Annotated in this window: 18 protein-coding genes; 9 read left to right on the top strand and 9 right to left on the bottom strand. The window is 68.2% G+C overall.

The annotated features are described in order from the left end of the window. Positions 1-1,305 precede the first annotated feature (1,305 nt). The 4 genes from FDZ84_RS35350 (at position 1,306) to FDZ84_RS35335 (ending at position 6,745) form a co-directional block, all read left to right on the top strand. Positions 1,306-2,529 carry a hypothetical protein gene (locus tag FDZ84_RS35350; protein ID WP_246868661.1) on the top strand — a complete coding sequence of 408 codons (1,224 nt, stop codon included), beginning with the start codon at positions 1,306-1,308 and terminating at the stop codon, positions 2,527-2,529. 307 nt (positions 2,530-2,836) lie between these two features. Beyond that, a complete protein-coding gene (locus FDZ84_RS35345; protein WP_168589370.1) occupies positions 2,837-3,925 on the top strand; it encodes a homoserine dehydrogenase in 1,089 nt (362 codons plus the stop codon). Beyond that, on the top strand, positions 3,918-5,345 hold the full coding sequence (locus tag FDZ84_RS35340; RefSeq protein ID WP_168589369.1) for an aldehyde dehydrogenase family protein: 1,428 nt from the start codon (positions 3,918-3,920) through the stop codon (positions 5,343-5,345). Before FDZ84_RS35345 ends, FDZ84_RS35340 begins: the two co-directional genes overlap by 8 nt. 2 nt (positions 5,346-5,347) lie before the next feature. Further along, the gene (locus FDZ84_RS35335; RefSeq protein ID WP_210435811.1) at positions 5,348-6,745 is read left to right on the top strand and encodes an aspartate ammonia-lyase; all 1,398 of its coding nucleotides are present in this window, start codon (positions 5,348-5,350) and stop codon (positions 6,743-6,745) included. Here the strand turns inward: FDZ84_RS35335 and FDZ84_RS35330 are convergent. Continuing rightward, complete coding sequence (locus FDZ84_RS35330) at positions 6,702-7,166, bottom strand: Lrp/AsnC family transcriptional regulator (protein ID WP_210435322.1); 465 nt, start codon at positions 7,164-7,166, stop codon at positions 6,702-6,704. The genes FDZ84_RS35335 and FDZ84_RS35330 overlap by 44 nt on opposite strands. A 241-nt stretch (positions 7,167-7,407) precedes the next feature. Between FDZ84_RS35330 and FDZ84_RS35325 the strand changes: the two genes are divergently transcribed. Further along, the gene (locus FDZ84_RS35325) at positions 7,408-8,340 is read left to right on the top strand and encodes a LysR family transcriptional regulator (RefSeq protein ID WP_168589367.1); all 933 of its coding nucleotides are present in this window, start codon (positions 7,408-7,410) and stop codon (positions 8,338-8,340) included. A 337-nt stretch (positions 8,341-8,677) separates the two neighbouring features. Here FDZ84_RS35325 and FDZ84_RS35320 read toward each other — a convergent pair whose 3' ends face one another. Further along, positions 8,678-10,015 (bottom strand): aminotransferase class I/II-fold pyridoxal phosphate-dependent enzyme, encoded by a 1,338-nt coding sequence (locus FDZ84_RS35320; RefSeq protein WP_210435321.1) that lies wholly within the window; start codon positions 10,013-10,015, stop codon positions 8,678-8,680. 113 nt (positions 10,016-10,128) lie between these two features. On the opposite strand from FDZ84_RS35320, the gene FDZ84_RS35315 reads away from it, so the two are divergent. Continuing rightward, positions 10,129-10,758, top strand: coding sequence for an FMN-binding negative transcriptional regulator (locus FDZ84_RS35315; protein WP_168589365.1), 630 nt, complete (start codon positions 10,129-10,131; stop codon positions 10,756-10,758). A 1,229-nt stretch (positions 10,759-11,987) separates the two neighbouring features. Beyond that, a complete protein-coding gene (locus tag FDZ84_RS35310) occupies positions 11,988-13,139 on the top strand; it encodes a helix-turn-helix transcriptional regulator (protein ID WP_168589364.1) in 1,152 nt (383 codons plus the stop codon). A gap of 37 nt (positions 13,140-13,176) precedes the next feature. Here the strand turns inward: FDZ84_RS35310 and FDZ84_RS35305 are convergent, their stop codons facing one another. From FDZ84_RS35305 to FDZ84_RS35275, 7 genes are all read right to left on the bottom strand, one after another. Beyond that, on the bottom strand, positions 13,177-16,266 hold the full coding sequence (locus FDZ84_RS35305; RefSeq protein WP_168589363.1) for an amidohydrolase family protein: 3,090 nt from the start codon (positions 16,264-16,266) through the stop codon (positions 13,177-13,179). 463 nt (positions 16,267-16,729) lie between these two features. Then, a complete protein-coding gene (locus FDZ84_RS35300) occupies positions 16,730-17,596 on the bottom strand; it encodes a HemK/PrmC family methyltransferase (protein WP_168589362.1) in 867 nt (288 codons plus the stop codon). Then, a complete protein-coding gene (locus tag FDZ84_RS35295) occupies positions 17,593-18,837 on the bottom strand; it encodes an aminotransferase class I/II-fold pyridoxal phosphate-dependent enzyme (protein ID WP_168589361.1) in 1,245 nt (414 codons plus the stop codon). Before FDZ84_RS35295 ends, FDZ84_RS35300 begins: the two co-directional genes overlap by 4 nt. After that, positions 18,834-19,709, bottom strand: a complete 876-nt coding sequence (locus FDZ84_RS35290) for a prephenate dehydrogenase/arogenate dehydrogenase family protein (protein ID WP_168589360.1) — start codon at positions 19,707-19,709, stop codon at positions 18,834-18,836. The genes FDZ84_RS35295 and FDZ84_RS35290 overlap by 4 nt, the downstream gene beginning before the upstream one ends. Then, positions 19,706-21,796, bottom strand: coding sequence for an aminodeoxychorismate synthase component I (gene pabB / locus FDZ84_RS35285; RefSeq protein WP_168589359.1), 2,091 nt, complete (start codon positions 21,794-21,796; stop codon positions 19,706-19,708). Before pabB ends, FDZ84_RS35290 begins: the two co-directional genes overlap by 4 nt. Positions 21,797-22,043: 247 nt before the next feature. Then, positions 22,044-22,343: a chorismate mutase family protein gene (locus FDZ84_RS35280; protein ID WP_168589358.1), complete on the bottom strand. Its 300-nt coding sequence runs from the start codon at positions 22,341-22,343 to the stop codon at positions 22,044-22,046. Next, positions 22,343-23,713, bottom strand: a complete 1,371-nt coding sequence (locus FDZ84_RS35275) for a phenylacetate--CoA ligase family protein (protein WP_168589357.1) — start codon at positions 23,711-23,713, stop codon at positions 22,343-22,345. The genes FDZ84_RS35280 and FDZ84_RS35275 overlap by 1 nt, the downstream gene beginning before the upstream one ends. Positions 23,714-23,923: 210 nt before the next feature. Between FDZ84_RS35275 and FDZ84_RS35270 the strand changes: the two genes are divergently transcribed. Both FDZ84_RS35270 and FDZ84_RS35265 read left to right on the top strand, forming a co-directional pair. Continuing rightward, positions 23,924-25,612 (top strand): class I adenylate-forming enzyme family protein, encoded by a 1,689-nt coding sequence (locus FDZ84_RS35270; protein WP_246868660.1) that lies wholly within the window; start codon positions 23,924-23,926, stop codon positions 25,610-25,612. Positions 25,613-25,614: 2 nt separating this feature from the next. Continuing rightward, entirely contained in the window at positions 25,615-26,610 is a 996-nt protein-coding gene (locus FDZ84_RS35265) for a RimK family alpha-L-glutamate ligase (protein ID WP_168589356.1), read from the top strand. The last annotated feature ends 54 nt before the right edge of the window (positions 26,611-26,664 follow it).

Here is a 26,664-nt window from a genome sequence, read left to right as displayed (position 1 = left end):
AGCGCAGAGAGTCGCCGACGGTGCGCAAACTCAACACGACGCCGTGGCGCACCCGGATCAACTCGGCCACCGCCTTGCGGGTTCACACCACCCCAGCCGAACGCGGCGGAGCACGACCGGCCCGAAATGGGACTGCATCCGCGAGGACACCCGCATGCGCTGTCGGCACACCCTCACCACCCGCCTGTGGTCACCCGAGGAGGGCGCAATTTCGCGAGAAATTGACCGTCACCCGGGTGAACGTCAATTTCTCGCGAAATTGGCACCACCCTCGCCCCACCGAAGGAGAACCACCGATGTCCTGAATCCAGCTCAGCACGTTCGTCCTGTTCAGCCTGCTGATCTTCGCCATATTCTCCACCCAGCTACCCGCAAGAGGCCTCGCGTTCTCGATCCGGCCAGCACGCCGGAGGCGGCGGCGAAGCCGCCTACACGGTCTGGCACCTCATAGCCGGCATCGAAGCCGAAACCCGCACCGAAGACACCGGGCGGAACAAGAACACCCCCACAGACCACCGGGATCCCCACAGCCGACCCAGGCGAGCTCGGCGCCCCGGGAGGAGCCCACCGGGCGGCACCACCTGTGTGTCTGAACGCTCGTGAGTGATCCTTCCGGTTCTTACCGGAAGGATCACTCACGAGGCCTGACCTCCCCAAGCCGGGCCGGTGCGGCGCCTCCCCCGGCCTCCGCCGCACCAGCCCTTCCCCGGTGACCGGGCGCGAATGCCCCACGCGCCCGGTCACCGACCGCCCTGCGCTTCAGGAAGAACGACATGACACCTTCAGGCCGCCCGGACGCGAGCGGAATGCCCTGGCTTCGCCTCGTAGAGACAACTCACGCCGCACGAAGCGAGTAGGTCGATCAGGTCGGCTGCCGGGCGAACCGGCACCGCAATGGCGAGCTGGTCGTGCTTGACCCTTCGAACCCTGTTTCCGCCACACCTGCGCCCATCCGGACACCGACTGCGGCGCTACCGCGAACACCAGCGCCGCCTCGACCTGCCTCATCCCACCATGCACCGCCGCGACCACCCTGCGCCGCAGATCCTCCTGCACCTCAGGCGATAACCTCCGCGCATCCCGCACACCAGCGATCCCGCCAGACCAACGAAGATCACACCCTTGAGTTCCCTATCAATAAGTCAAGCCGCCCCCTCGGCGCTGATCTGAAACGTCTCAACGACCTCGCCCACGACCGCGCCGCGCCGATCTCGATGACACCAGCCTTGGCTACCGCGGCTGCGACGCGCTCCACGCTGACGGAAGGCCCTCATGACCCGCCCCGCGAAACTCCCCAGGAACCTCGTGCTGTCACCGACACCGACCGCGGTCGCCCGGTGGCTGGCCGGGCTGGCGATGGTAGCGATTACGGCGGCGCTGGCCATCGTGCTCCCGGGCGCCGCCAGCGTAGTGCCACATCTGCTGCCCGACTACGAAAGCTGGCAGAACGAGGCCTACACCAGCATCCCGCAGTTCCTGCGTTGGTGGGTCAGCGACACCACCGAAGCGCAATTCTTCAAGACCGAACTCGGCGGGCTGGGCATGCTCGTCGGCGGCTGGGTCGCCCATCTGGCCTGGAAACGAGGCCGCCGCTGGGCAGGATTTCCCGTCAGCTACGGCACCGGACTGTGGCCTTGGGTAGTCGGCTCCGCGCTGTTGGGACTGCTGCTGTCGGAGATAGCCTGGGGCTGGGCATGGACTGTCACCAGCACGTCGCAGCCCACCTTCGTGCCATTCGTTTCCGTCCCGCCAGCCATCGTCCTCGTCTACGGCGCAGGGTGGGCGGTGGCGGTCACCGGTGCCGTGCTCGGGGCCGCCCTGACAACCCCGGTTGCTCTGCTGGTGGTTAACTTCGGGTGTGCTCCGCTTGGCCTTCCTGGCGTGATCGGCAGCGTCACTGGCATGTGGATCGGCGCTCTGATCGCTTTTCTGTTCTGCCGACACCTGCCGTGGATGCCGCAACCTGGCGGCGATTCGTCCGCGGACACGCCCGAGGCAGCCGGGCAGGAAGACGTTCCGGCAGGCACACCAGCCGTGCCTTCCCGACAGGGACCAGGATGGGTGATCCGGCGGGTTCTCGCCGATTTCACCGAAGCACCCTTCTACGGCAACGAGATCGCCGCAGTCGGTCTGATCGCCGGAACCATTCTGACCTATGTGCTCAACCCGTTGGCTCCGGTCTACGGCACCGGCCTACTGCCTGCGGTGCTGATGGCCCAGGTACTCACTGCGACGATCGGCGTTCTCGTCTACCACCGCCGCTGGGTCGAAGCCGGCTGGTATCCCACTTTCGTCCCGGTCGTTTCCGTCGCGCCGGCCACCGTGCTGACGTATGGACCGACGGTGCAGGCCATCGTCGTCGGTGCTGCCCTCGGAGCTATCGCGGGACCACCGCTGGCCGCCCAAATCTCGAAACGCCTGCCATCCGATTTTCACCCCTTCATCGGTAACGTCTTGTCGATGACCGTCTGCACCCTCATCACCATTCCACTGCTGAGCGTGCTACCGGGCTTCACCTCCGCCAGCTGAGCCACCACAGTCACTGCTGAGCCGTGGCCGGTCGTCCGGCGGACACGCCAGCAAGCCATAGCCAAAGCCATAGCCCCACAGGGCTGGGAAACAGCAGCTGGTTTGCGTTGGGAGAGCCGACGCTTTGGCGTTGTGGGCGTCGGTGGCGAGAACGCCGATGCCGGCGCACAGGGGCGAATTGTCATCGAGACAGTGCAGACAGGCATGGGCTTCGGCCGTTGCGGCATGGTCGCGGTGCCGCTCCTGGCGGCGAGACTTTGCGTAGTCGCACTGTGAGGGTTGCGGCGCACTGCGAAGGAGACATCAAATGAGGCGATATGACCTTGCGCTCATCGGTTTCGGCGGTGTCAATCGGGCGCTTGCCGCGCTGATCGAGGAGCGTGGCGATGAGCTCGCCCAGGAGCTCGGGTTCGCCCTTCGGGTCGTTGCGATCACCGATCTACGTGCCGGATCACTGGTCGACGTTGATGGCCTCGACCTCGCCCCGCTGCTGTCCACGGCTCCCGGCGAGCTGGCTTTCGCAGACATGAAGGGCGGCAGCCCCGATCCGCGAAACGAGTGGGTGATCCGCGAAGTCCCCGCCGACATCGTCGCGGAGGCCACCTTCACCAATCCCGCCGACGGCGAGCCCGCCGTTTCCCACGTGCGCTGGGCACTGGAAGCGGGCAAGCACGTGTGCACCACGAACAAGGGACCGGTCGCATTGCACGGCCGCAAGCTCCGGAACCTGGCTGCCGAGCACGGTGTCAGCTTCGAGTTCGAGGGCTCAGTTCTCAGCGGTACCCCGGTCCTGCGTACCGCGCAGCGTCTGCTCAGCGGCCTCCGGATCACCGGCGTTGAAGGCATCATGAATGGCACCTCCAACTTCATTCTGGGCCGGCTGGAAGACGGTGCCGACTTCGACGCTGCCGTCAGTGAGGCCCAGGACCTGGGATATGCGGAGGCCGATCCCACGGCCGACGTCGAGGGACACGACGTTGCGCTCAAGGTCATGATCCTTGCCAACGAGGTCCTCGGTGCTGACCTGCGAAGCGGGGACGTCTTCCGTGAAGGGATCTCCGGGATCACCGCGGAGGACATCAAGGATGCCGCCGACAAGGGCTTGCGTTGGAAGCTGGTCGGCTCAGCCACCCGTCGCGCCGACGGCAGTGTGGATGCCCGGGTGGCACCGATCGCCCTGTCCGCCGATCACCCGCTGTCCGGGATCGCTGGGCCGGTCAACGCCGTGGCTTTCCGCACCGATCTGCTCGGCACCGTCACCGTCTCCGGGCCGGGCGCTGGGCGTATCGAGACTGCTTACGCCCTGTTGTCCGACATCATCGCCATCCACCAGCGAAACGCAAACGACGCCGCCGCTTCCTGCGGGCACGCCCTTGAGGAGACCGTTCATGGCTGACATCGCCCTAAAAGCCGAGCGCACTTTCGACGACCAGATTTCGGCCGTCCGCAACCCCTATTCCGGTGCGGTCATCGGCTCGGTGCGCATGGTGGACGCCGCTGCCATCGACAGCATCCTCAAGCGTGCCCGCAACGGCAGCCGTACCGCCCAGGCCATGTCGCGCGCGTCGCGGGCGGCCGTGCTGGAGGGGGCTGCTCGGCTGGTCGAGCAGCGCGCTGAGGTCTTCACTTCGCTGATTGTGAAAGAGTCGGGCAAGACCATCACCCAGGCTCGCAAGGAGACCGCACGTGCGGCGAACACCCTGGCGCTGTCGGCGGCTGAGGCCCGGCGTAACGCTGGTGAGATGGTTCCCTTCGATGCTTTCGAGGGCTCGGAGAACCGCAAGGGATGGTTCACCCGGGAGCCGCTTGGCATCATCGCGGCCATCACGCCGTTCAACGACCCGCTCAACCTGGTCGCGCACAAACTCGGCCCGGCGATTGCGGGCGGCAACGCGGTGATTCTGAAACCTTCCGAGCTCACGCCGCTATCGGCGCTGCGCCTGGTGGGCACGCTCGTCGAGGCGGGCCTGCCGGAAGAAGTCGTGACGGTCGTCAACGGTAATGCCGAGGTGGGGGCTGCGATCGTCACCGCCCGCGAGGTGCGGATGGTGTCGTTCACGGGCGGCTTCGCAACTGGCGAGGCCATCGCGCGGTCGGCAGGACTGAAGAAACTCGCCATGGACCTCGGCGGGAACGCCGCTGTCATCGTCATGGAGGACGCCGACCTGGACCTCGCGGTCGACTCTTGCGTCTCTGGCGCATTCTGGGCAGCAGGCCAGAATTGTGTTGGTACGCAACGAATTCTGATCGCTCGTGAGGCGTATGAGAACTTCCGCAATGCGTTTGTCGCCCGCACGAAGCGCTTGCGCGTCGGCGACCCGGCCGACGAGAGCACCGACGTGGGCCCCATGATCACTGCCGACGCTGCCCGTTCCGCCCGGGCGAAGGTGGACACGGCCATCGCCAGCGGCGCGACACTGCTGTGCGGCAACCAGTTGGACGGCTCCTTCTACACTCCGGCGGTTCTGGAGGACGTCCCGGCGGAGTGCGCGATATGGCAGGAGGAGGCGTTCGCGCCGGTGGTGTGCCTCCAGCCGTTCGACTCCTTCGATGACGCGCTCCAACGAGCCAACGAGGTCGACTTCAGCCTGCACGCCGGGATTTTCACCGCGAACCTCGACCGAGCGCTGTCGGCCGCCCAGTCGTTGGAGGCGAGCGGAGTGATGATCAACGATTCGTCCGACTACCGTTTCGACGCGATGCCCTTCGGTGGTTTCAAATACGGCAGCATGGGCCGCGAGGGTGTGCGCTTCGCCTACGAGGAGATGACCCAGACGAAGGTGGTCTGCATCAACCAGAAGGACGGCGTGCGGTGACCGTGTACCGGACGGAATCCGACACGCTGGGTGCGCTGGCGGTCCCGGCGGAGGCCTATTGGGGTGTGCACACCGCCCGCGCTGTGGAGAACTTCCAAGTCAGCGGAATACCACTTTCCGCACACCCGGTGCTGGTACGGTCACTGACCACCGTCAAGCACGCGGCAGCTCTGGCCAACAACGAGATCGGCGCCATCCAGCCGCACAAAGCGGATGCGATCGTCGCAGCCTGCCGGGACATCGAGGCGGGCCGTCACCACGATGAGTTCCGCGTCGATGTCATTCAGGGCGGTGCCGGCACGAGCACCAACATGAACGCCAACGAGGTCATCGCCAACCTCGCGCTAGAGCACATGGGCTACGGGCGGGGACGTTACGACATGCTGTCTCCGCTCGACGATGTCAATCGTTGCCAGTCAACGAACGACGTTTACCCTACGGCGCTGAGACTCGCGGTGAGCATGGCCTTGAATGGGTTGCTGGCCGAGCTCGGTTCGCTCTCAAAAGCGTTCGACGCCAAAGGTCAGGAATTCGCTGCCATCATCAAGGTCGGTCGCACCCAGCTCCAGGATGCCGTACCCATGACGCTTGGCCAGGAATTCACCGCCATCGGTGTCACGCTGGCTGAAGACCGTGCCCGTATCGGGGAGACCCTGCCGCTGCTGCATGAGATAAACCTCGGTGCAACGGCGATCGGCACCGGTATCACGGCCGAACCCGGATATGCCGCGACGGCAGTGCGCCACCTGCGCGCTCTGACTGGGCTGGACCTGCGACCGGCCACCGATCTGGTCGAGGCCACCGCCGACACCGGCGTGTTCCTGCAGGTCTCGGGCGTGTTGAAACGGACGGCCGTCAAGCTGTCGAAGGTCTGCAACGACCTGCGGCTGCTCGCGAGCGGTCCGCAGAGCGGCTTCGCGGAGATCAACCTGCCTCCCCGCCAGGCGGGTTCATCGATCATGCCGGGCAAGGTCAACCCGGTGATCCCCGAGATGGTCAACCAGATCGCCTACGCGGTGGCGGGGGCCGATGTCTCGATCACGATGGCCGCTGAAAATGGCCAACTCCAGCTCAACGCATTTGAGCCGCTGATCGGACACCTGCTACTGACCATGGTCGAGTGGCTCACCCGTGGCTGTGCTGCGCTGCGCACAATGTGCGTGGAGGGCATCACCGCCAACGAAGAACGGCTCGCCCGCCAGGTGGCCGGCTCGGTCGGCTCGGTGACAGCGCTGACACCGCACATCGGTTATGCGGCCGCCGCCGCGATCGCCAAGCAGGCCCTGGCAACCGGATCCAGCGTGGCCGACCTGGTCGAGCAGGCCGGCCTGCTCAGCCGGGAGCAGGCGACTGGGCTCATGGCTCCGATTCCGCAGAGCGTGCCTTCCGTGCGCGGTTGATCACCCGGGACAGTGCGAATGCGGTCACCGTGTCGCTTACGCCAGGCATCTGGGCAATGTCTTCCCAGATGCCGCGTATGCGTTCCAGGGACCGCGCTTCCAGCCGCACCATGAGATCGAAATCGCCGCTGAGGACCTCACAGATGACGACCTCCGGGATTCGTTTGAGCGCGGCCAGGACCTCCCCACCGCGCATGCGGTCCTGCCGGTAGACGAGCACCAGCGCAGACACGAAATCACCGGTGTCGCGGTCCTCATCGCGCACGATCGTGTAGCCACGAATGTGTCCCTGACGCTCCAGCCGGTCGATCCGCTGGCGCACGGCGTTACGGGACAGCAGGACTCGATGGGCCAACTCGGCATGCGAGATACGCGCGTTGCGAGACAGCTCGGCAATGATCTTCTCGTCGATGGCATCCACAGCAGGTGATCTCCTTTGCGCTGCCCCAGGATGGCCAGGTTCCGGCCCCGGGGGCATGCGTTTAATCTGGCCGACAGCCAGGCAACGTGCCACACGTTGCCTGGACCAGCCTGGGCAGGACCCACGGCCCCGGACGGGCGAGGAGCCCCTGGGCTGCGGAACGGGGGACGCACCCGATGCTAGAGCGGCCAACCCGCAAGATAAACCGCCAATAACAACAGCAATGGTTTAGATTTTCCTAATGGATCTGCATCAGCTTCGGGTGCTGCGTGAGCTCGCCGACCATGGCAGCATCGCGGGCACGGCCCGGGCGCTGTCGGTCACCCCGTCTGCCGTTTCGCAGGTGCTGACCGCCTTGCAGCGCCAGTTCGTTGCGCCGCTTACGCACAAGCGTGGCCGGTCGGTCGAGCTCACTGACGCCGGTCGGGCATTGGCCAATGCTGCGGTGTCAGTGGCCTCGGCAATGGCCCGAGCTCAGGTGGCCGTCGACGAGTACCTGGGGGACTTATCGGCGATCGTCCGGGTTTCTGGATTCCATAGCGCCACAGTCACGTTCTTTCCCGCACTGGCCGCGATGTCCAACGGGGCTGACCATCCTCCTGTGGAATGTGTCGACGAGGACGTCGCCCAGGATGCGTTTCCGGCGCTGACGGCGTCCTACGACATCGTTATCGCGCACCGGATGAGTCACACGTATCCATGGCCGTCCCAACGACTGACCGTGGTGCCCCTCCTGCGGGAGCCAATGGACGTGGCGATGCGTGCAGATCATCCCCTTGCCCAGTACGAGTCTGTTAGCCCAACGGAACTCGTCAACGAGTCATGGGTTTCCACGCATGCCGGGTTCTCGCCTGCCGACATGCTCGAAGTGATCGCAGCGTCAGCAGGCCAACCTATGCGGGTGGTGCACAGGATCAACGATTTCACGACCGCTGCGGCGATGGTCGCTGCTCACGGCGATCTGCTGGCGTTGCTCCCGCGCTACACGGCCCGCCCACCAGCCGGGTCCGCCGTGACGCTGCGGCCGCTCGCAGGGGTACGAGCAGTGCGCAACGTCGACGTCCTCGCTCGTCCTGAACAGACAACCCGGCGAGCGGTGTCGGTTGTGCTGGGTTCTCTCCGGCAGATCGCTAACTCGCTCGTGGAGTCAGCTGAAGCTCGCTCGGCAAATTGATGCCTACAGGTCAACGGCGTGGAGCCAGGTGAGACGGGTCGGATTTCGTGGCCGGGTGCACCGAGGGAACGGGTTCTGGTGGAGCATCAAGGGGCTGCGACATTGAATTCCCTTTCGTGGCACAGGTTATGCAGCACACGGCAGGATTGGCGGATGGCTCCGCACGGTGCGCTTCCGGAGCCATCCAGACCGGGATGGCCGGTGCTGGCGGCCCCCACGGGATGGCCATTCCACCCGGGTCAACCAGCACCTCTCGGCTGCAACGCCTGCTGTGGTCGCCGAGCGGTCCGGCGGTGGCTGGGGCCGTTCGCCGCGCGGTCAATTCCTGGACGGACGGTCAGCTGATGATCGACTGACGTATCCCTGCGAGGCACTGAGCGAACTCGCGGGCCTGGGGGCGGGTCAGTCTCGAGGCGGTGATGCGGATCCCGTGCGGGGTCTTGCTTGTCGGGGTTCGGAACGGGGAACCGTCCCGAACCGACCAGCCGGCCTCCCGCAGCGCTGTGACCATGGCGGCGCAACCAGCGGGCTCGGGTACCCAGACATTGAAGCCGTCGGTGGGGAATGGGGTGTCAATTCCCGCTTCGGTCAGCGCCTCGCGCAGTACGTCCACGCGCTCGGCGTACGCATGACGCGCGTGATCTAGTTGTCGTGCAACGGCATCTGACTCGAGGAGATTCGCCGCGAGCTGCTGGAGCAGATGGCTCACCCAGGTGGCGCCCGGCCGCAAACGGCTCCCGAGCCGATCGGCGGTTCCCTCGTCGGAGGCGACGACCGCGACGCGCAGGTCTGGCCCGAGGAACTTCGCCACCGACCGCACGAGCGCCCAGCGTTGCGTGGTGCTTGGGGTAACCCGGTTGTAGCAGTTGCGCGAGATCGCGGAGAAGTGGTCATCCTCGATCACAAGTACGTGCGGATAGCGCTGCAACACGGACCTGATCTCTTGGGCCCGCTCGGCCGTCACGCTGACGCCCGTCGGATTGTGCGCCCGGGGCGTGACGATGACGGCCCGAGCTCCCGCGGCCAGGGCGATCCGCAAGGCTCTTGGCTCCATCCCCTCGGCATCGACGCTGACGGAGGCCGCGCGGAATCCGTTGAGCCGTACCGTCCCTTCGCTTGCGTAGAAGCACGGGTCTTCCATAGCGACCAAATCGCCACGCGTGAGATGGGCGGTGAGCAGTCGCTCGACCGCATCGACAGCGCCGTGCGTCACCGAGATCTCGAAGGGGCAGTCGAGTTCGGGTGCCAGCGTGTTGCGTGCCCACTGGTGCAACCTGGGATCGATGACGGGGCTTCCGTACATCTGCATCTGGTAGTCGATCTGGGACAGCGCCGATCCGATGTTGGGTAGCAGTGCCGGATCGGGGTTGCCGCTGGACAGGTCGACCAGTTCGGTATTCACGGCCATCTCGCCCTCGAGGTGGGGAAGGGACGTGATGACGGTGCCGCGCCGACCATGGGTTTCGGCCACACCGGCGGCGACCAGCATTCGGTAGGCGGCGGCCACGGTGTTGCGATGCACTCCGAGCTCGAGTGCGAGGTCACGAATCGGCGGGACCGAATCACCAGGCTGCAGTCGACCTGTGCTCACGAGGTTCCGCACGCTATCGGAGATCTCACCTGCTGAGGCGCCGATGATCTTGACCGGCGCACGATCCGCGGCGTCTTTCGTCACCTCGCCAGTGTATGGCACGTGACAGAAGTCGTATCTACCCTGTAGAGTCTTTGTCATGTGACAAACTGGGCTGGTTGGCGGTTGCCCCACCCACAGGCGATCGAGGAGTGGTCATGTACCTGCCGAAGCACTTCGAGGTGTCCGAGGACGACACCGCGGCCCTGCTGCGCAAGGGGGGATTCGGTCACCTGGTCACCCCGGCTCCGGACGGCAGCATGGAGGTGACCGCGATGCCGCTGCTCTACGATGCCGACCGTCACTCTCTGGTCGGGCACATGTCGCGGCCGAACCCCCACTGGCAGTACACCGCCGAGGCGGAATCGGTGGTGATCATCCCCGGCGTTGACGCCTACGTCACGCCGGAGTACTACCCGAGCAAGCAAGACACCCAGAGAGTCGTCCCGACCTGGAACTACCAGATCCTCAACGTCTACGGGCAGTTGCGAGCCCACGACGACCGCGACTGGCTGCTCGATCACGTCACCAAGCTGACCGACCACCACGAGAACGGCCGCCCGACGCGGTGGAAGGTCACTGACGCACCTGAAAAGTTCATTGCGACGCAGCTGAAGGGAATCGTCGGCATCGAGTTGTCGATCACTCGTGTGGTGGCCAAGGCCAAGCTGAACCAGAACCGCACCGCCGAGGACCGCACCGGCGTCATCCGCGGTCTGGAGCAGGGCAACTTCCCCGAGCGGGAGACCGCCGCGCACATGGTCGCCATCGGATTGGACAACGCGTAAGAGGACGACCTCGTGACAGCTGCAACCGAACCGACTCAGGCCACCAGCGCCCGAGGCAGGTGGATTCCGGCATTCGTACGCGGTGATGCCCGTCCTGGCCCAGGAGTACGCGAACTTGTTCTCGAAGCGAAGGCTGGCCACCGCCTTCCCGGGCCTTCCCCGGGAAGCCATGTCAGTGTCCAACACGCTAGTGGCGTGACGCGCGAGTACCGAGGTGGCCCGTGCGCGTTTTTCGGGGCTACAGCGCCCGAAACCGCTCACGACACTCGTGCTGGCGGTGTGCTGGTGCTGGTCGGGTGTCGCCTTCGGCGTGCCCTGATTCTCGTTGCTGCGTAGTGGCTTTCGGCGCTTTCGCTTCCGGCGGCTTGGGCTTTGGGTTTTTGGGTTTCGGGTCGGGTGTTTCACCTGATCAAGCCACCATAAAAGAGTGTTCATCCCACCGGCCACAGTAGATCCCGAACGAACACCACGGCCAGGTGGCAGGGCGCTACCCGCCCAGCACCGCGATTACCTCCGGGACCTTATCCCCGCACCACGGGGCCCGGCGGGCGAACCGTGATGTCCTGGTTCGGTCGTGGAGTGTCAGGCCCTTGTGCGGCCTCCGTCGACGTCGATCACCGTGCCGTTGACCTGGGTCAGCACGTAGCCCCGGGCACTCCTGGCGATGCTGTGGAGCTGATGTGCGTACCTGTCGCACGACTTCCCGCCGTACCAGGGACCCCGCGTCCCACTTCTTCCGGGCAGGTCCGACCCCGGACACATCAAACCCCGAGACCACCACCCAAAAACGATCTTACGGGAATCGCCTCAATTGTTGTCCCCCCGAATGGACTATTAAAACGCGAGCTAGCCGAGGCGGGTTTGTGCGCCGCTGTTGCTCCGGTTGAGTGAAGATGCGTCCACTGCTGGTTCGATCTTGACCAGGTCGGGGGAACCTTCTAGTGTTCGAGGCATGTGTGAACTGGGATGAACAAAGTTACTAAGTGTGCCAATTTTTTCTCGAACGTTTTCCGGGGGAGCGTTTTCGAGGGAATTCTTCACGCTATTCCTATGACTGCATTTGCGCGGGAAGCGAGGGAAATATCGGGCGGCGGGTGCGGCCGGGTTCCCTGTTGTGACGAGGTTTCCCGTGCTCGCTCTGCTGCTCGGTCACATCGGTGACAATTCTTTCGATCGCGCTGAAGCGGCCGGGAGCCGGTCCAGCGCGGATTCTGGGGGAGGTACAGTCAGTGAGTTCGGCACAGGAGGCGGCTCCCTGGTCGTTGCGGAGGCTGCCGGAGGCAAGGGCGCTGGAGCGCTACCGCACCCTGCGGGATGAACCGGACGTCGAACTAGAGCTACCGGAGCGGCGAAATTCGGTGGCGGCCGCGTCCCTGATCGGCGCGGACGCCATCGCCCGCGGGCGCAGCGTGGTTTATGTGACCAGTGACGAGCTGGTGGACCAGACTGTGAAGCAGATCGCGGCGCTGCCGGAGCCGGCGGCGGTGAACCTGCACCGGGGCGTGAATCAGCTGCGAGATCTGGTGGCCCACCACAATGCGCAGGCGCTCGGTGTGCTCGGCTTCTCCACCTACTTCAGCGCGAACCCGCGGATCGACCCGGCCGACGTGGTGCTGCTCGACACCGATCGCATCGGTGACGGGGTGATCGGCAGCCTGTTCATGGTCCGGGTGGACCGGCGGTTGCAGCCCCACGCCTACGAGCAGCTGCGCGAGCTGATCGGAGAATCGGCGACGCCGCGGGTGCTCGAAGCGGACGGCTGGACGCCAGTTGCCGCCCAGGCCGGGGAGCTGCTGACCGGGCTGTTCTGCGGGGAGAGCACGCAGTTCGTCTGGTTGCGCTTACAGCCGTTCCTTGGTGATTGCCAGGTTGTTGTCGGGCCGGACGACATCGAGATCCGGCCGCCCCACGAGCTCCTGCACTCTCTGCCGGGTTACCGGCACGCCGGGCAGCGCGTGCACCTGAGCACCGCGCCCGCCGAGGCGGCCGCCGCAGACGTTGATGCGGCGGAGCTGGACCTGGCCGGGCTCTCGCCCAGCGTCCGGTACGCGATGGACTATCTGCGCACCTGCTTCACCGATCCGGATCTCACCCTGAACCGGGTGGCGAGCGCGGTGTACATGAGCCGTTACCACTTCTCCCGCAGCTTCCGGGAGCAAACCGGGTGGCGGTTCATCGACTTCGTCACCATGTTGCGCATGAACGAGGCGCGATTCCTGCTGCGCGAAACGTCGACCTCGATCACCGATGTCGCGCGTGCCGTCGGATACCGGGAGCTGAGCCACTTCCAGCGAATGTTCAAGAAGCGGTTCGGCATGTCCGCCTCCAGTTACCGGGCCGGTGCCGGATCCGCGCGGGAGCGGGACCTCCAGGTCGGCTGAGTGCGCCTCCGCTGCGGGGCGCACTCAGCCGACCTGCTCAATGGCAGCAGCTCTCCCGCGTCCACTCCGGACGGTGCCAGTAGTGCTCGGCGCGGGCCGTCGCCGAGGGCAGCGGCGGGGCCGTGGCCACCGTCCCCGCTGCGGCGAAAGCCCTGCCTGTGGACCGGAACGGCGCCAGCAGATCCGGCACGGTGTGCCGCACCCCGCCGACGAACACCACTCGCACGGCGGCTGCGGCGCGGATGTCGGTCAGCGGATCGCCCTCGACGGCGACCAGGTCGGCAAACCGGCCCGGCGCCACCGCGCCCAGCGTGTCGCCGTAACCGATTGCCTTCGCCGCGTTACCGGTGGCGGTCAGCAGTGCCTCCTGCGGGGTGAACCCGTACTTGACCAGCGCACGGAGGTTCTGGTGGGCGCTGATGCCGATGTCGTCGAGCGGGGCGTCGGTGCCGGAGACCACCAGTCCGCCCGCGCGGTGCACCCGCAGCAACGCGTCGACCATTCCGGCGGTGATCCGGCGGTACGGCTCGGCGTGCGGGCCGATCGCTGCGTCGGCCTTGGCCTGGAGCCGCTCGTACTCCCAGCCGGGGAACAGGGTCCGGGTTCGTTCGTCGTCCACCAGCGAGCGGTCCTCGGCGAGCAGTTCGCTGGCGAAGATCGTCGTGGAGGAGACCCACATCCCGCTGGCCGCCAGCACGTCGACGGCGTCGGCCGACATCCGGTACAGGTTGTAGCTGAGGGTGCGGGAGTAGCCGAGACGGTGCCCGCCGCCGGGATGCTCCATGCCGTCCAGCCCGCTGTGCGCCGCCGGGTACAGGTAGTGCGAGGTGACCGGAATGCCCTTGGCGTGTGCCCGTTCCACGGCCCGGCGCTCCAGCGGTACGGGCAGGCGCATGTACAGCTTGACGAGGTCGTAGTCCAGCCCGGTGGCCCGGTCCAGTTCCCGTTCCAGCTGCCGGGCCGACATCGTCGTGCGCATGCAGTTGTACGAGGCGCGGGAGCCGTCGAGCGCCTCGCCGGAGCCGAGATATCGAGGGCCGACCCGGGTGCCTGCCTCCAGCGCCTCCCGGTTCTCCACCATCTGGTAGGCCGGATCACCGGGGGAACGGCTGGTCGTGACGCCGTAGGACAGCCATAGCCGCCCCTGCCGGTCGCCCCACTGCCGCCCGCGCATGTGCCAGTGGTTGTGGGTGTCGATCAGGCCGGGGAGCACCGTCAGCCCGGACAGGTCGATCACCTGGGCGCTGCCGGGGCTGTGACCCGCGCTGGGCACGAGCGCCGCCACCCGGTCGTCCTTGAGCACGATGTCGACGTCCCGTTGCAGCTTGTCCGAGGTGCCGTCCCACACCGCCCCGGCCCGCAGCACCACCCGGCCGGTGGCGCGGGCCGGCCGGTACCGGAGGTCGGCGGCCACGGTGCGAGCGGCCCCGCCGTCGGTCAGCCGCAGCGTCCCGTTGCACAGGTAGAGCACCGTGCGGCCGTCGCCGCTCACCGAGAGCGAGTCGGTGACCTCGTTGGTCAGCTGTACGGGCGGGGCGGTGATGGTGCCCGACGCGTCCGCCGGCACGCGCCAGGCGAGGCTCTCGGCGCCGAATACGAAGCCATCTTTCGTCCACAGTGGACCGTCGTCGCCCCTGGTGGAGAGGGAACGCTCCGGGGCCACGGCCTGGTAGCGGAGCTCGCCGCTTTCGAGGTCCACAACGAGAATCTGGTTGTGCCCGGTATCCGTGCGCCGTGAGTAGGGTCGCATGGCGGCCAGCGCCAGCTTGCCGCCGTCGGGTGACCAGCTCGGCCGCCCTGGCTGGTACAGGGTGGGCAGCACCTGCCGGGCGGTCCGGGCGGCAATGTCTAGCACCCAGGTGCCGCCCGACTCGTCCTGGTAGGCGATCTTCGTGCCGTCCGGGGAATACCGGGGCATCAGCTGGGCGTCGGTCGCGTCGGTCAGCCGTTCGGACCGCCCGGTGCCCAGGTCCAGCCGCCACAGGTTCGCCGTTCCGGCGCGGTCGCTGACGTAGACCAGCGAGCGGCCGTCCGGTGCGAAGTCGGGGTCGGAGGAGAAGTAGCCGTCGTCGACGACCTTGCGGGCAGTGCCTCCGATCGGCAGCACCCACAGGGCGTTCAGCGCGCGAAAGGCCACCTGCTCGCCGTCACGAGAGAGCACCGGGCTGGCGATGCCCTTGGCCTGCCGGACGGCGGTGGAGCCCAGGTCCCGTGGCGCGCGGTGGTAGCGGCGGGTGGCCAGCGGCAGGACCGCGGTGAACGGGACGTCGGTGCCCGGGCCGGTCAGTCCACGGCGCCGCACGCGGCCACCTGCGGTGTAGAGGAACTCGCTGGCGGACAGCCACGCCATTGGGAGCGGGGAAAGGTCCTCACCGGTGACCACGGCTTGGTCGCCCACCACCAGATCGGTCTTGGGACCCTCGATGCGCACGTAGGTCAGGTTCCGGCCGTCCGGGGTGAAGCCGGGCGCGGCCAGCCCCGCGTCGCCGGTGACCGGGCGCTCGCGGTTGCCGGAAGCAAGGTCCAGCACCTCGATGACGTTGTCGCCCACCAGGTATGCCAATTTGCTGCCGTCCGGAGACCACGCCGGGCTTATGTGCACCTCGTCGGCGCTGGTGACCGCGGTGAGCGTCCCGGAATCCAGCTCCAGCACCCAAATACGGCTGAGGTGGTCGCGATCGGAAGAGAAGGCGAGCCGCTTGCCGTCGGGGGAGAGACGGGGCTCGGTGTTGTAGCCGGGGCCGGTGGTCAGCCGGGTCGGCGCACTGCCGTCCGGGGCGACGGTCCAGGCGTCGTACACCCCGTCACGGAAGGACTGGTACAGGATCCGCCGCCCATCGGGGGAGAACTGCGGGCGGCAGGCGTCGTGGTCGAGCGGGGTGATCAGCCGCGCCGCGCCGCCGGCGACGGGCAGCACCCAAATGCCGCCCGCGACGTCGATGGCCAGCGTGCGGCCGTCCGGTGACACCGTGACACCCAGGTTCGCGCTTTCCCGGACGGTCACCGAGAGGGCCTCCGGCGTGCCTTCCTGGGCCAGTGCCGGGACCGGCCACGATGCCAGCCACACCGCACCGGTTCCCGCCGCGATGCCACCCAGTCTCAGTGCGCCGCGTCGTGAGATCTCCATCTGCGTCCTAAGGTCCGTTTCGAAAGTTGTTTGCGTAGCGGTGCGGGTAGCGGAACCTCAGAGGCCTTCTCACGCATGTGTTCCCCCGACATCATGAATGCCCAATTCACCGCGTCGGGGACTGGCCTCGCCGAGAGCCCTTCGGCGGGCACAGCCCCTGAGAACCCGCGGCGGTGCAGTTGAGTCGCACACCGCAAGCGGCTCCCGCCGCTGATAAAACACGTCCTAAGAGCCCGCGATGGCGATTTCGCGCGAAATCGCCGCGTGGCAGGCGTGGGGGGTGGCGTTTTCGCGCGAAATCGCCGCGTGGCAGGCGTGGGGGTGGCGTTTTCGCGCGAAATCGCCGCGTGGCAGGCGTGGGGGGTGGCGCGCGAAATCGCCGCGTGGCAGGCGTGGGGGGTGGCGTTTTCGCGCGAAATCGCCGCGATCCTTGTCCGAGGTGAGGCGCCAATCCGCGCACCCTCTAAATCCTTCGTGCCGTGGTGTACCGGGGCAGGTCGTTGTGATCGGTGTGGTCGGCGATGTCCTCGAACGCCTGGAGCTCGCCCAGCAACGACATCACGGCTTCCGCCTGCTCGTCGTCATGTTCGATGGCGACTCCGCCGCCGGGCCGCAGCAGCCGCGCCGCCGCGCCGGTGACCGCGCGGATGACAGCCAGGCCGTCGTGCCCGGAGAACAGCGCCGGGTGCGGCTGGTGCTCCTCCCACTCGGGCGGAAGTACCCGGCCCTCCACCACGAACGGCGGGTTCGCCAGCAGCAGGTCGACACCGCCGCGGAGCCCGGAGAACAGGTCGGGTGCGGTGACGTCGCCCTCGTGCAGCGAGATCGGCGTGTCCCCGGCGGCGGCCCGCGCGGCGACGTTGCGGCGGGCCCAGCTCAGCGCGTCCGGCGCCAGCTCGACGGCGTGCACCGTGGCGTCCGGGCGGGCGTGGGCCACGGCCAGCGCGATCGCCGCGGAACCGGTGCACAGGTCGACCACCACCGGGTTCTCGACGTTTTCGAGCACCTTCAGGCCCCAGGCCAGCAGCGGCTCGGTGTGCTTGCGCGGCACGAAGACCCCGGGCCCTACCTCGATGTCGATGCCACCGAGGCGGGCACGCCCGGTCAGGTACTCCACCGGCACCCGCCGGGCCCGGTCGGCCAGCAGCTCCTGGAGCCGGCCGGTCGCGGCCGCCCCGAGCGGCTCGTCCACCGGGAGCTCCTGGGCCGGTCGGCCAAGCACGTGCGCGGCCAGGGTCTCGGCGTCTTGCCGGGGTGCCCAGGCGCCGGCGACGGCCAGCGTCTTCTCGGCGTCGTCCAGCACCTCGCCCAGCGTTCGGGGAGCGCTCATCCGAATCGGGTTCCTTCCAGGATCTTTGCCGCGGTCTCCAGATCGCCGCGTTCGTGAAGGGACGACAGCGCGAAGCGGACCAGGCCGGTGCCCTTCGCGACGGTGGGGAAGAACGCGGGAAGGACCAGCACCCCGGCGTGTTTCAGCGCGGCCGTGGTCTGGAACGCATCCTCCTCGGCGGCGAAGTGCGCGCCGCGCACCGGGGACCACAGGCCGGAGTTGACCAGTCGCCCGCCGGTCAGATCGTCGAAGTCGGTGACGTTGCGCCACAACTTCTCCTGGAGCGCGGCCACCTCCCCGTTCACGTGCAGCTCGGCGGCGGCCACGTTCGCGGCCAGCAGCGGCAGCATGATCGAGTGCCCGAACACCAGTGGGTTGGCGAACTTCCGCAGCACCCGGACGTCGGCCTCGCCCGGCACCAGCGCGAACCCGCCGGAACCGCCGAACGCCTTGGACAGCGAACCGGCGATCACCACGTTCTCCGGCAACTGGTCGCCGAGGCTCTCGAAGGCGTACCCGGCGCCCATCGCGCCCGCGATGGAGATGCCGTGCGCGTCGTCGATGTAGAGGTGGCCGCCGTAGGGCCGCAACGCCTCCAGGACGCCGGCCACGTCGATCAGCCCGCCCATCGAGCCCACCCCGTCGACCAGCGCGATCGGAGTGCGCCCGGTCTCGCCGATCTCGCGCAGCGCGGTCTCCAGCGAATCGGCGGAGTCCAGGTCGAACCGGTGCGTGGGGCCGATCTGCCCCAGCAGGCCACGCAGGATCTGCATCGACGAATGCGCGGTCTTCTCCACCAGGAAGGCGGTTCCGGCGGGCGCGATCCGGTAGCTGGGCAGCGCGCCGCTACCCAGCAGCGGCAGCAGCCCCAGGTGCACGGTGCCCACCGAGGTGAAGGCAACCGCTCGGTTGCCCCGGTAGACCGTGGCCAGCAGCTCCTCCAGCTCAGGCAGGTAGTGCGGCCGCATCCGGTTGCGGGAGGAGGAGAAGTGCACCCCGAACCGGCGCAGCGCCGTCTCGGCGGCGTCGATTAGCGCCGGATGTTCTTCGAGGCCGAGATACGAGCACGAGACGAACTCCAGCGCCGCACTCCCGTCGGCCAGCCGCACCTTCTTGCCTTCGCGGGCGGTGATGGTGTGTCCGGTCAGCCCTTGCTCGAAGGCACGGTCGAGGGAGTCGGAGGTCCGGCTGATCCGGGACTTGACCCAGTTGACCGGCTGGGTCTCCTGCGGCTGGATCATGCTTCCTCGCTTGGGGTTAGGCCGTCGAACAGCTGGGCGCACACGCTCGCGTGCCGGGGCAGCTCGTCGCCGAAGAACGCCCGCAGCCTGGCCAGTGCTGCTTCGAAACCGGCTTCGTCGCCAGCGTCGACCAGATCGGCGATCTGCCGGATACCGGCTGCCAGGGCGGCGCGGGCGCCGGGTGCGTCCGGATTGGCCGCCTGGACGTCCCAGTAGACCTCCGGCGTTCCCGAGGCGATGCGGGCGAGCAGCGCGAGCAGGGTGCGATGGGGCGGCGGGGCCAGGGGCGCCACCTCGCGGACGCCGTCGGCGAGCGTGGTCAGCGCCAGGCCGAAACCCAGCACGGTGGCGTGGGTGAGCGCCTGGGTGGCGGCGGCGAGGCGATCGTGGTCGCCCGCCTCGCACAGCACCGCGTGGCCGCCCCAGTCCCGCAGCAGCGCCAGCAGTTCCGTCACCTTGGGTCCATTGTGGAGGATAACGGCGGCGACCGGCTTGCCGGCGAAGCCCAGCGAGGGGGCGAACATCGGGTTGAGGCTCACCGCCTCGATCCCGCTCATCTCCCGCAGCACCGTCGCGACGGTGCCCTTCACCGACAGGGTGTCGGCGACCAGCGTGCCCGGACGCAGATGCGTTGCCAGCACTGGGAGTGCGGCGAGTGCGGTGCGCTCGGGCATCGCCAGCAGTACCAGGTCGGCGGCGGCCAGCTCGGCGCGCAGCGCCGCGTCCGGGGCGGTGGCGTCCCCGCTACCGGCCGCTGGGTCGGCGATTACCACCTCGGCGCCGGAATCCCGGAGAGCACGCGCGAACAGTTCACCCACCGCGCCCGCACCGCCGAGCACCAGGCAGCGGCGCAGCGACCGCACGCCGGTCACAGCGCGCCACCCATCGCGGGACGCATCGCAGTCCGCGCGACCGCGGTGAGCACGGCACGGGACTTGACCACGGTCTCCTCGAACTCCTCCACCGGATCCGACAGCGCCACGATCGCGCCGCCGACGCCGAAGCTCAGCCGTTCCCCGTCGGCGACCAGCGTGCGGATCACGATACTCAGGTCCGCCGCGCCGGACAGGGAGAACCAGCCGATGGCCCCCGAGTAGACCCCGCGCGGACCCTCCTCCAAGCGGTCGATGATCTCCATGGTGCGCACCTTCGGCGCGCCGGTCATGGAGCCGCCGGGAAACGCCGCCCGCACACAGCTCACCGCCGACTCCCCGGCGCGCAGCGTGCCGCGGATGGTGGAGACGAGCTGGTGCACCGGCGCGTAGGTCTCGACGTCGAACAGCGTCGGCACGTGCACCGAGCCGATCTCGCACACCCTGTTCAGATCGTTGCGCACCAGGTCGACGATCATCAGGTTCTCCGCGCGGTCCTTCTCCCGGGCGGACAGGTCGAGCTTGAGCCTCTCGTCCTCCTCCGGGGTAGCACCGCGCGGGCGGGTGCCCTTGATCGGTTTGGACTCCACCACGCCGTCCGCGCCGATGGACAGGAATCGCTCCGGGGAGGCGCTGAGCACCGCCAGCCCGTCGAAGTCCAGAAACGCGCCGTAGGGCACCGGGCTGATCCGCCGCAGGGCCTGGTAGGTGTGCAGCGGGTCGATCCGCTCGTCCACGGTGACCGTGTTGGTCAGGCAGATCTCGTAGGACTCGCCATGCTTGATCTCTTCCAGGCAGGTGGCCACCCGGGCGAGATAGGTGGCCCGGTCGTGCCGCGGCCGCGCGGTGTCCAGCCGGTCCAGGTCGGTGGCCGTGCCGGGGTCCAGCACCCGTGCTTGTCCGTCCACATCAGACGATGGCAGGGCGAGTAGCCGCAGCGCGGTCTCGTCCAGCCAGGCGATGGCGGTGGCCTCGGTCTGCTCGGTGCTCAGCGCGAGCAAGTACGAGCGGTGCTGGACGTGATCGATCGCGAGCATCCGATCGACGAAGATCATCGCCGCGTCCGGGGTCTCGGACCGGTGCGCGGCCGAGCCCGAGGTCTCCGCCTTCAGCTCGTAACCGAGGTAGCCGACGTAACCGAGATCGAACTCGAACGGCAAGCCCTGCGGCGTCGGCACGGCGCGTCGCCTGAGCTGCTCGTCGAGATAACCGAAGAAGTCCTGCCGGATCCGCTGCTCGGTGCCGTCGCCGCGGCGGACCCGCACGGTCCGCTCCGCGACCCGGTAGGTGAGGTGCTCGGCCAGCGGGCCCCGATCGTCGCCCAGGAAGGAGAACCGGGACTGGCCCGGCCGGACTTCGCTGGTGTCCAGCCAGAAGCTGTGCGTCGCGCCGGCGAACAGCTCACGGTGCGCGGTGGCGGTGTCCGGTTCGCACTCGATCTCCCGGACGTGCACCCGCAGGGCCTGGACGTCCGATGTGGACGGTCTGGCGGGCGGTGGCGGCGCCACGGCGCCCGCCCCCAGCGCCAGGTCACGGAAGTTCGCCAGCAGCTGCCTGCCGTACTCGCTGCTGATCGACTCGGGGTGGAACTGCACGCCCCAAAGCGGCGCGGTGCGGTGCCGCAGCCCCATCAGCACGCCGTCCTCGGTCCATGCCACGGCCTCCAGCTCCGCCGGCAGCCGGGTGACGGTCAGGGAGTGGTAGCGCACCACCGAGAACGGCGACGGCAGACCGGCGAACACCCCGCTGCCGGTGTGGTAGACGGGCGAGCTGCGGCCGTGCATCGGCTCCGGCGCCAGGTCCACCGTGCCGCCGAGGAGGTGTGCGATGCCCTGGTGCCCCAGGCAGACCCCGAGCACCGGCAGTCCCGAGTCCCGGATGGCCTGCGCGCTGGTGCCGACGTCGCGGCTGCGATCGGGCCGCCCAGGCCCGGGAGAGATCACCACGGCGTCGAACTCGGCGGCCAGTCGGGCCGGCAGCTCTTGGTCGTTGCGCATGACCACCGGGGCCCGCCCCGTCACCTCACCGAGCAGCTGGTGCAGGTTGTAGGTGAACGAGTCGTAGTTGTCGATCAAAAGGGTCCGCATGGGCCCGTCCTCCAGCTGGTCCTTGCCCGTCTGAGAGCCTGTCGGCGAATGCCGTCCGCGCCTTTGGAAGCGGCGTAGCCGCTTGCATTCACCTTGCCAAGACGACCATCGGCGGGTTCTGAGGTTTTCTGGCGAGGACGGCCCCTCCGCCGCGTATTGGACATACATCAGGAAGGGCACCCGCAGTCCAGGGAACCTCTCAGGTTCCGCTAAGCGACCACCCACCCAGACCATTCACCAGCAGGCTCTACGGTGCCGCCGGCGTGCCGATGACCAGGTCCTCGACCCGGCATGTCTCGCCGATGACCAGGTCGTAGAGCGCACGCAGGAATGCCTGGTCGATGCCGTGCTCGGCGCCGTAGTCGGCGGCGCGCTGCTGCACCACGCCGATGCGGTGCGGCTGCATCATCGGCACGCCGTGCTCGCGCTTGTGCTCGGCTATGCGCACGCATAGCTCGATGCGTTCCCGCAGCACGTCGAGCAGGCGCAGGTCGATGCCGTCGAGGTCGGCCCGCAGGGCTTCCAGCTTCGTCTCCTGCGAGGTCATCACTGCTCCTTCGGCGTCATTCGGCTGTCAGGCGCGTAAAGAACGGGGACCTTGCCGCGATCGGTGCGCGCGAACAGCTCGGGCGCGACGCGCTCCACGCTGAAGCCGAGGCACTGCGCGCTGTTCAGCACCGCGCGCAGTTGCTGGGCGCGGCTGAGGCAGTCGACCACCGCCTGGGTGGTGATCCATTCGGGCGTCCGGCTGGACAGCAGCAGCCGCAGCCGGTGGCCGTGCTGCTCGGGCAGCACCTGGAGCTGGCAGTCGGCGGGTTCGGTGACGCCGAGCCGGCCGAGCTGGCCGAGCAGCAGGTCCGAGGACACCACCTCGGTGTCTATGTTGAGCGAGGTCGCGGTGCGACCGTGCAGGGTGAGCAGCCGCGCGGGGCTGCCGCACGGGCAGGGGGCGGTGCCGAAGGAGCCGGCATCGCCGATGCGGTAGCGGAACAGCGCCATCCCGGTGTCGCTCAGCGCGGTGACGATCACCTCACCGGTGTCCCCGTCCGGCACTGGCACCCCGGTCTGCTCGTCGACGATCTCCACCACGACCGCGTCCTCGTGCACGTGGTGGGTGGCACCGGAGAGCTGCTCGCACTGGTAGCCGATCGGCCCGGTCTCCGAGGTCGAGTAGGCCAGCGAGCGCACGGCGACCTGGGGCGCGGCCTCCGCGATCGCCTGAGTGCGGGCCTTGCCAAGCAGTTCGCCGATGTAGAAGAAGTACCGCAGTGCGGCGATCTGCCCCGGCGGGGACCTGGTCAGCAGCTCGACGCCGTAACCGGGGTTGGCCGCCAGCGCGTCCACGCGGTGCTCGGCGATGACCGCCGCGCTCTCGGCCGGGCTCGTCTGGCTGGCCAGCGGGTAGGAGCGGGCGCCGGCGAGCCGGATCACCTCCTGCGTGAACAGGAAAGCGCCGCCGCTGAGCTCCGCCGGGTAAAAGCAGTTGGCCACGCGCCGGGCCGGGGCCGAGCGGGTGGCCGCGAGTAACCCGCGGGCACCCAGCCGCCCGACCTGGAGGTTGAAGTCCCAGGAGTGGTACATCATCTTGGGCTTGCTGGCCGTGCCGCTAGAGCGCAGCACCATTCCGGGGCCGTCGCCGCCGAGCTGGAACTCCGGCGAGTGCGGCGGGCTGCCGTCGGCCAGTTCGCGGCTGCTGAGCAGGGGGAGGCGGGCGAGGTCGGCGGTGGTCATGCCTGGCGCGAGGTCCGGCCAGCGGCGGCGGACCGCGGGGGTGGCCAGCGCGGCGTCGACCATCGCGGCGAAGTTCCGCTCCCGCAGCCGCTCCAGCTCCGCGCGGTCCAGCCGGTCTGGGTCCGCCGCGAGCCGGATCTTCGACGCCACTGGGCGATCAGGGTCGCCGGCCGCGTTCAAGGGCATGCTCCGCTCCAGTGCTCTGATGGCTGGTGATCGGGGGATTTCTCAGATATACCGCGTCGTTGTCGCGCCGGACCCCGGTTCGACGGTTACCGGCAACAAACGCGGTGTGGCGCGGCAAGGAAGGTCCACAACCGCAACAAATCCGTCGCGGCGGCCCGGGGCGGCTGAGCACGATCAGTGCTTGAGTACCCGGACCCGAAAGGCGCGACGATGGCTGCGATGGCTCTGTCTGGCCGAACCTTGCTGTCCCCGGAGGGCCGCGCGAAGCTGGCGGCCGATCCCGGACTGGGCGGCGGGAACGTGCTGCGGTCGGCGCTGACCGTCGCCGCGCATCCCGACCTGCCGTTCATCAGCTCGGGCCGGCCGCTGGCCACCCCCGGTGGCGAGTGGCGCACCGATTTCAGCCTGCTGGAGCTGGACAAGCTGGCGCAGAGCTGGTCGGTGCACTACCTGGGCCTCGGTGTGCGCCCGCGCGACCGGGTGCTGGTCTACCTGGAGGACTCGTTCGCCTATTCGGTGCACTTCCACGCGCTCGCCCAGATCGGTGCCATCGGGGTGCTGGTCAACAGCAAAGCGCCCCGGGCCACCTCGCTGGAGCTCTGCCGCCGCACCGCGCCGGTCGGCATCTGCACCACGCGCTCCCGACTGGCCGCGCTCGGCGCGGAATTGTCCGAAGTCGGCAGCGTCGGCTGGCTGATCATCGCAGAGGAGCTGCCCGCCCCGCCGGCCGCCGAGCTGCCCGAGTCGGCCCGGTTCCGGCACGCGCCGGAGGACCCGGTGTCGATCCTGCATTCCTCGGGCACCACGGGCTTTCCCAAACCGGTGGTGCAGACCCACCATTCGAGCATCGCCGGGCCCCGGTTCCGGCTCACCGACTTCATCGACGGGCCCGACGCGACGATGATGGCCGCGCAGCCGCAGTCCCACCTCGGCTCGGTGATGTACGCCAACTACGCCATCCTGGCCGGCACCCCGCTGGTGCCGCTGTACGACCCCACCGGTGCCGAGCTGGCCGAGGCGATCGCGAAGCACCGGCCCACCACGGTGATGGCCTTCGCGCATGCATACGCCGAGCTGGCCGAGGTGGAGGTCGCCGACGGCGCGCTGGACTCGGTGGACGGCTGGGTGACCATGGGCGACGCGATCCACGAGGCGCACCTGAAATCCATCCTGGCCAAACGGAACCCGGAACTGCCCTCGGCGGTGTTCTACGACCGGTTCGGCGCGACCGAACTGGGATGGGGAATCATGGTGCAGCCCCGGTCCCTGACCTCGCAGCGCAACGATCGCTGCGTCGGCCGCCCCGACGCCGTCGCCGAGGTGGTGGTGCTGCGCGCGGACGGCACCCGCGCCGAACCCGGCGAGATCGGCCTGTTCGCGGCCAAGGGCCCGACCATCACCGCCGGGTACTGGAACGACTCGGACGCCACTTACCGCAGCCGCCTGGCCGGGTTCTGGCTCTCCGGTGACCTCGCCTACCAGGACGCCAACGGCGACTTCTACCAGGTGGACCGGGAAGTGGACGCCATCGAGACGGAGACCGGCACCGGGCACTCGGTGCAGCTGGAGGAGTTTCTGCTCAACGAGCTGCCGGCGATCGCCGACTGCGCGGTGGTCGCCGGCAGCCACCGCGGCCGGACCGTGCCGGTGGCCGTGGTCACCACGGCCGACCAGCGCATGACGCCGGACGTGCTGCTGGCCACGGCGAACCAGGCGCTGCGCTCGGCCGGACTGCTGGAGCTGGCCGTGCTGGAGCTGGCCCGGACCGAGGCCGACTTCCCCCAGGGGACCACCGGCAAGGTGCTCAAACGGCTGCTGCGCGAGAAGTACTCCGCGCTGGAAGACTTCCTGGCTGCCGGCGAGCGTTCGAAGACCGCCACCACCCTTGAGGAGATCTGACCGTGTACTCAGCGGTTCGAGAGGTCGTCACTCCCTCGGCCAAACCGGCCGAGCGGATGGTCAACTGGATCTACAACCCGGACGATTTCAACCCCAGCCATCTCGGCAAGATCATCGCCGATATCACCGACCGGTGGACCGCGCAGGGTGCCCGGCACGGCTTCGGCTTCCAGTTCATCCCGGCCAGCGAGCTCACCCCGACCTGCGTGGACCGGCCGCGGCTGTGGCGTGGCGGGGTGGACCTGCTGGAGACCCGGCAGTGCTACATCGTCGACGACATCGGCAACGACCAGCAGGCCGTGTCCTACCTGCACGGCATCTCCCGGATCATCGACGCCAGCGACTCGCTCGTGCTCAACCACGCGATGGCTGCGCCGGAATGGCTGGAGCGCGACAAGCTGGCGATGATCGGCCGGGCGGCGCAGCTCGGCCTGAAGGTGCCCAAGACGGTCGCGCTACCGTTCCGCCGCCACGCGCGGGAGGGCCTGGAGGTGGTGCGTCGCGAGATCGGCGGCGGCCCTTACATCCTCAAGGCGCGCGAGTCCGGCACGGGGTTCGGCGTGCTCAAAGTGGACACCTTCGAACAGTTGCGTTCCGCGGTGGACATCGCCGCCCAGACCGGCAAGGGCTACCTGGTGCAGGAGTTCCTGCCCAACTCCGGCGACCTCCGGGTCGCGCTGGTGGAGGGCGAAGTGGTCACCAGCATGCTGCGCGAGCAAGTGATCGGCCGCTACCTGTCCAACATCGCCCAGGGCGGGAACGCGAGTCCAAGCGCCGACTTTTCGGCGGTGCTCGACGACTGCCTGCGCGTGGTCCGCACGCTCGGCGCCGACTATCTGTGCGTGGACTTCCTGATCACCGAACGGGGCCCGGTGTTCGGCGAGTGGTGCACGGTGATGGCCAACTTCTCGCAGTTCCCCGAGCCGGCTCGGTCCGAGTTGGCCGACGCGTTTTTCCACTGGGCCGGGCGCCTGCTGGAGCAGCGGGGCCGGGGTTAGCAGCGGCTGAGGAGGTCGTGCCCGTTTCAGCGAAACTGATCGCAGGAACCCCGG

The sequence above is a fragment of the Saccharopolyspora sp. ASAGF58 genome (assembly GCF_012277335.1).
Classification (GTDB): domain Bacteria; phylum Actinomycetota; class Actinomycetes; order Mycobacteriales; family Pseudonocardiaceae; genus Saccharopolyspora; species Saccharopolyspora hattusasensis.
The sequence above is the reverse complement of the archived record's forward strand: the minus strand, read 5'-3'. Positions and strand labels throughout refer to the sequence as shown.

Excerpts from the sequence above, each read along its gene's own strand:
- FDZ84_RS35345 (WP_168589370.1), top strand. The coding sequence starts at position 2,837 with ATGAGGCGATATGACCTTGCGCTCATCGGTTTCGGCGGTGTCAATCGG.
- FDZ84_RS35340 (WP_168589369.1), top strand. The coding sequence starts at position 3,918 with ATGGCTGACATCGCCCTAAAAGCCGAGCGCACTTTCGACGACCAGATT.
- FDZ84_RS35325 (WP_168589367.1), top strand. The coding sequence starts at position 7,408 with ATGGATCTGCATCAGCTTCGGGTGCTGCGTGAGCTCGCCGACCATGGC.
- FDZ84_RS35315 (WP_168589365.1), top strand. The coding sequence starts at position 10,129 with ATGTACCTGCCGAAGCACTTCGAGGTGTCCGAGGACGACACCGCGGCC.
- FDZ84_RS35305 (WP_168589363.1), bottom strand. The coding sequence starts at position 16,266 with ATGGAGATCTCACGACGCGGCGCACTGAGACTGGGTGGCATCGCGGCG.
- FDZ84_RS35300 (WP_168589362.1), bottom strand. The coding sequence starts at position 17,596 with ATGAGCGCTCCCCGAACGCTGGGCGAGGTGCTGGACGACGCCGAGAAG.
- FDZ84_RS35295 (WP_168589361.1), bottom strand. The coding sequence starts at position 18,837 with ATGATCCAGCCGCAGGAGACCCAGCCGGTCAACTGGGTCAAGTCCCGG.
- pabB (WP_168589359.1), bottom strand. The coding sequence starts at position 21,796 with ATGCGGACCCTTTTGATCGACAACTACGACTCGTTCACCTACAACCTG.
- FDZ84_RS35280 (WP_168589358.1), bottom strand. The coding sequence starts at position 22,343 with ATGACCTCGCAGGAGACGAAGCTGGAAGCCCTGCGGGCCGACCTCGAC.
- FDZ84_RS35275 (WP_168589357.1), bottom strand. The coding sequence starts at position 23,713 with ATGCCCTTGAACGCGGCCGGCGACCCTGATCGCCCAGTGGCGTCGAAG.
- FDZ84_RS35270 (WP_246868660.1), top strand. The coding sequence starts at position 23,924 with ATGGCTGCGATGGCTCTGTCTGGCCGAACCTTGCTGTCCCCGGAGGGC.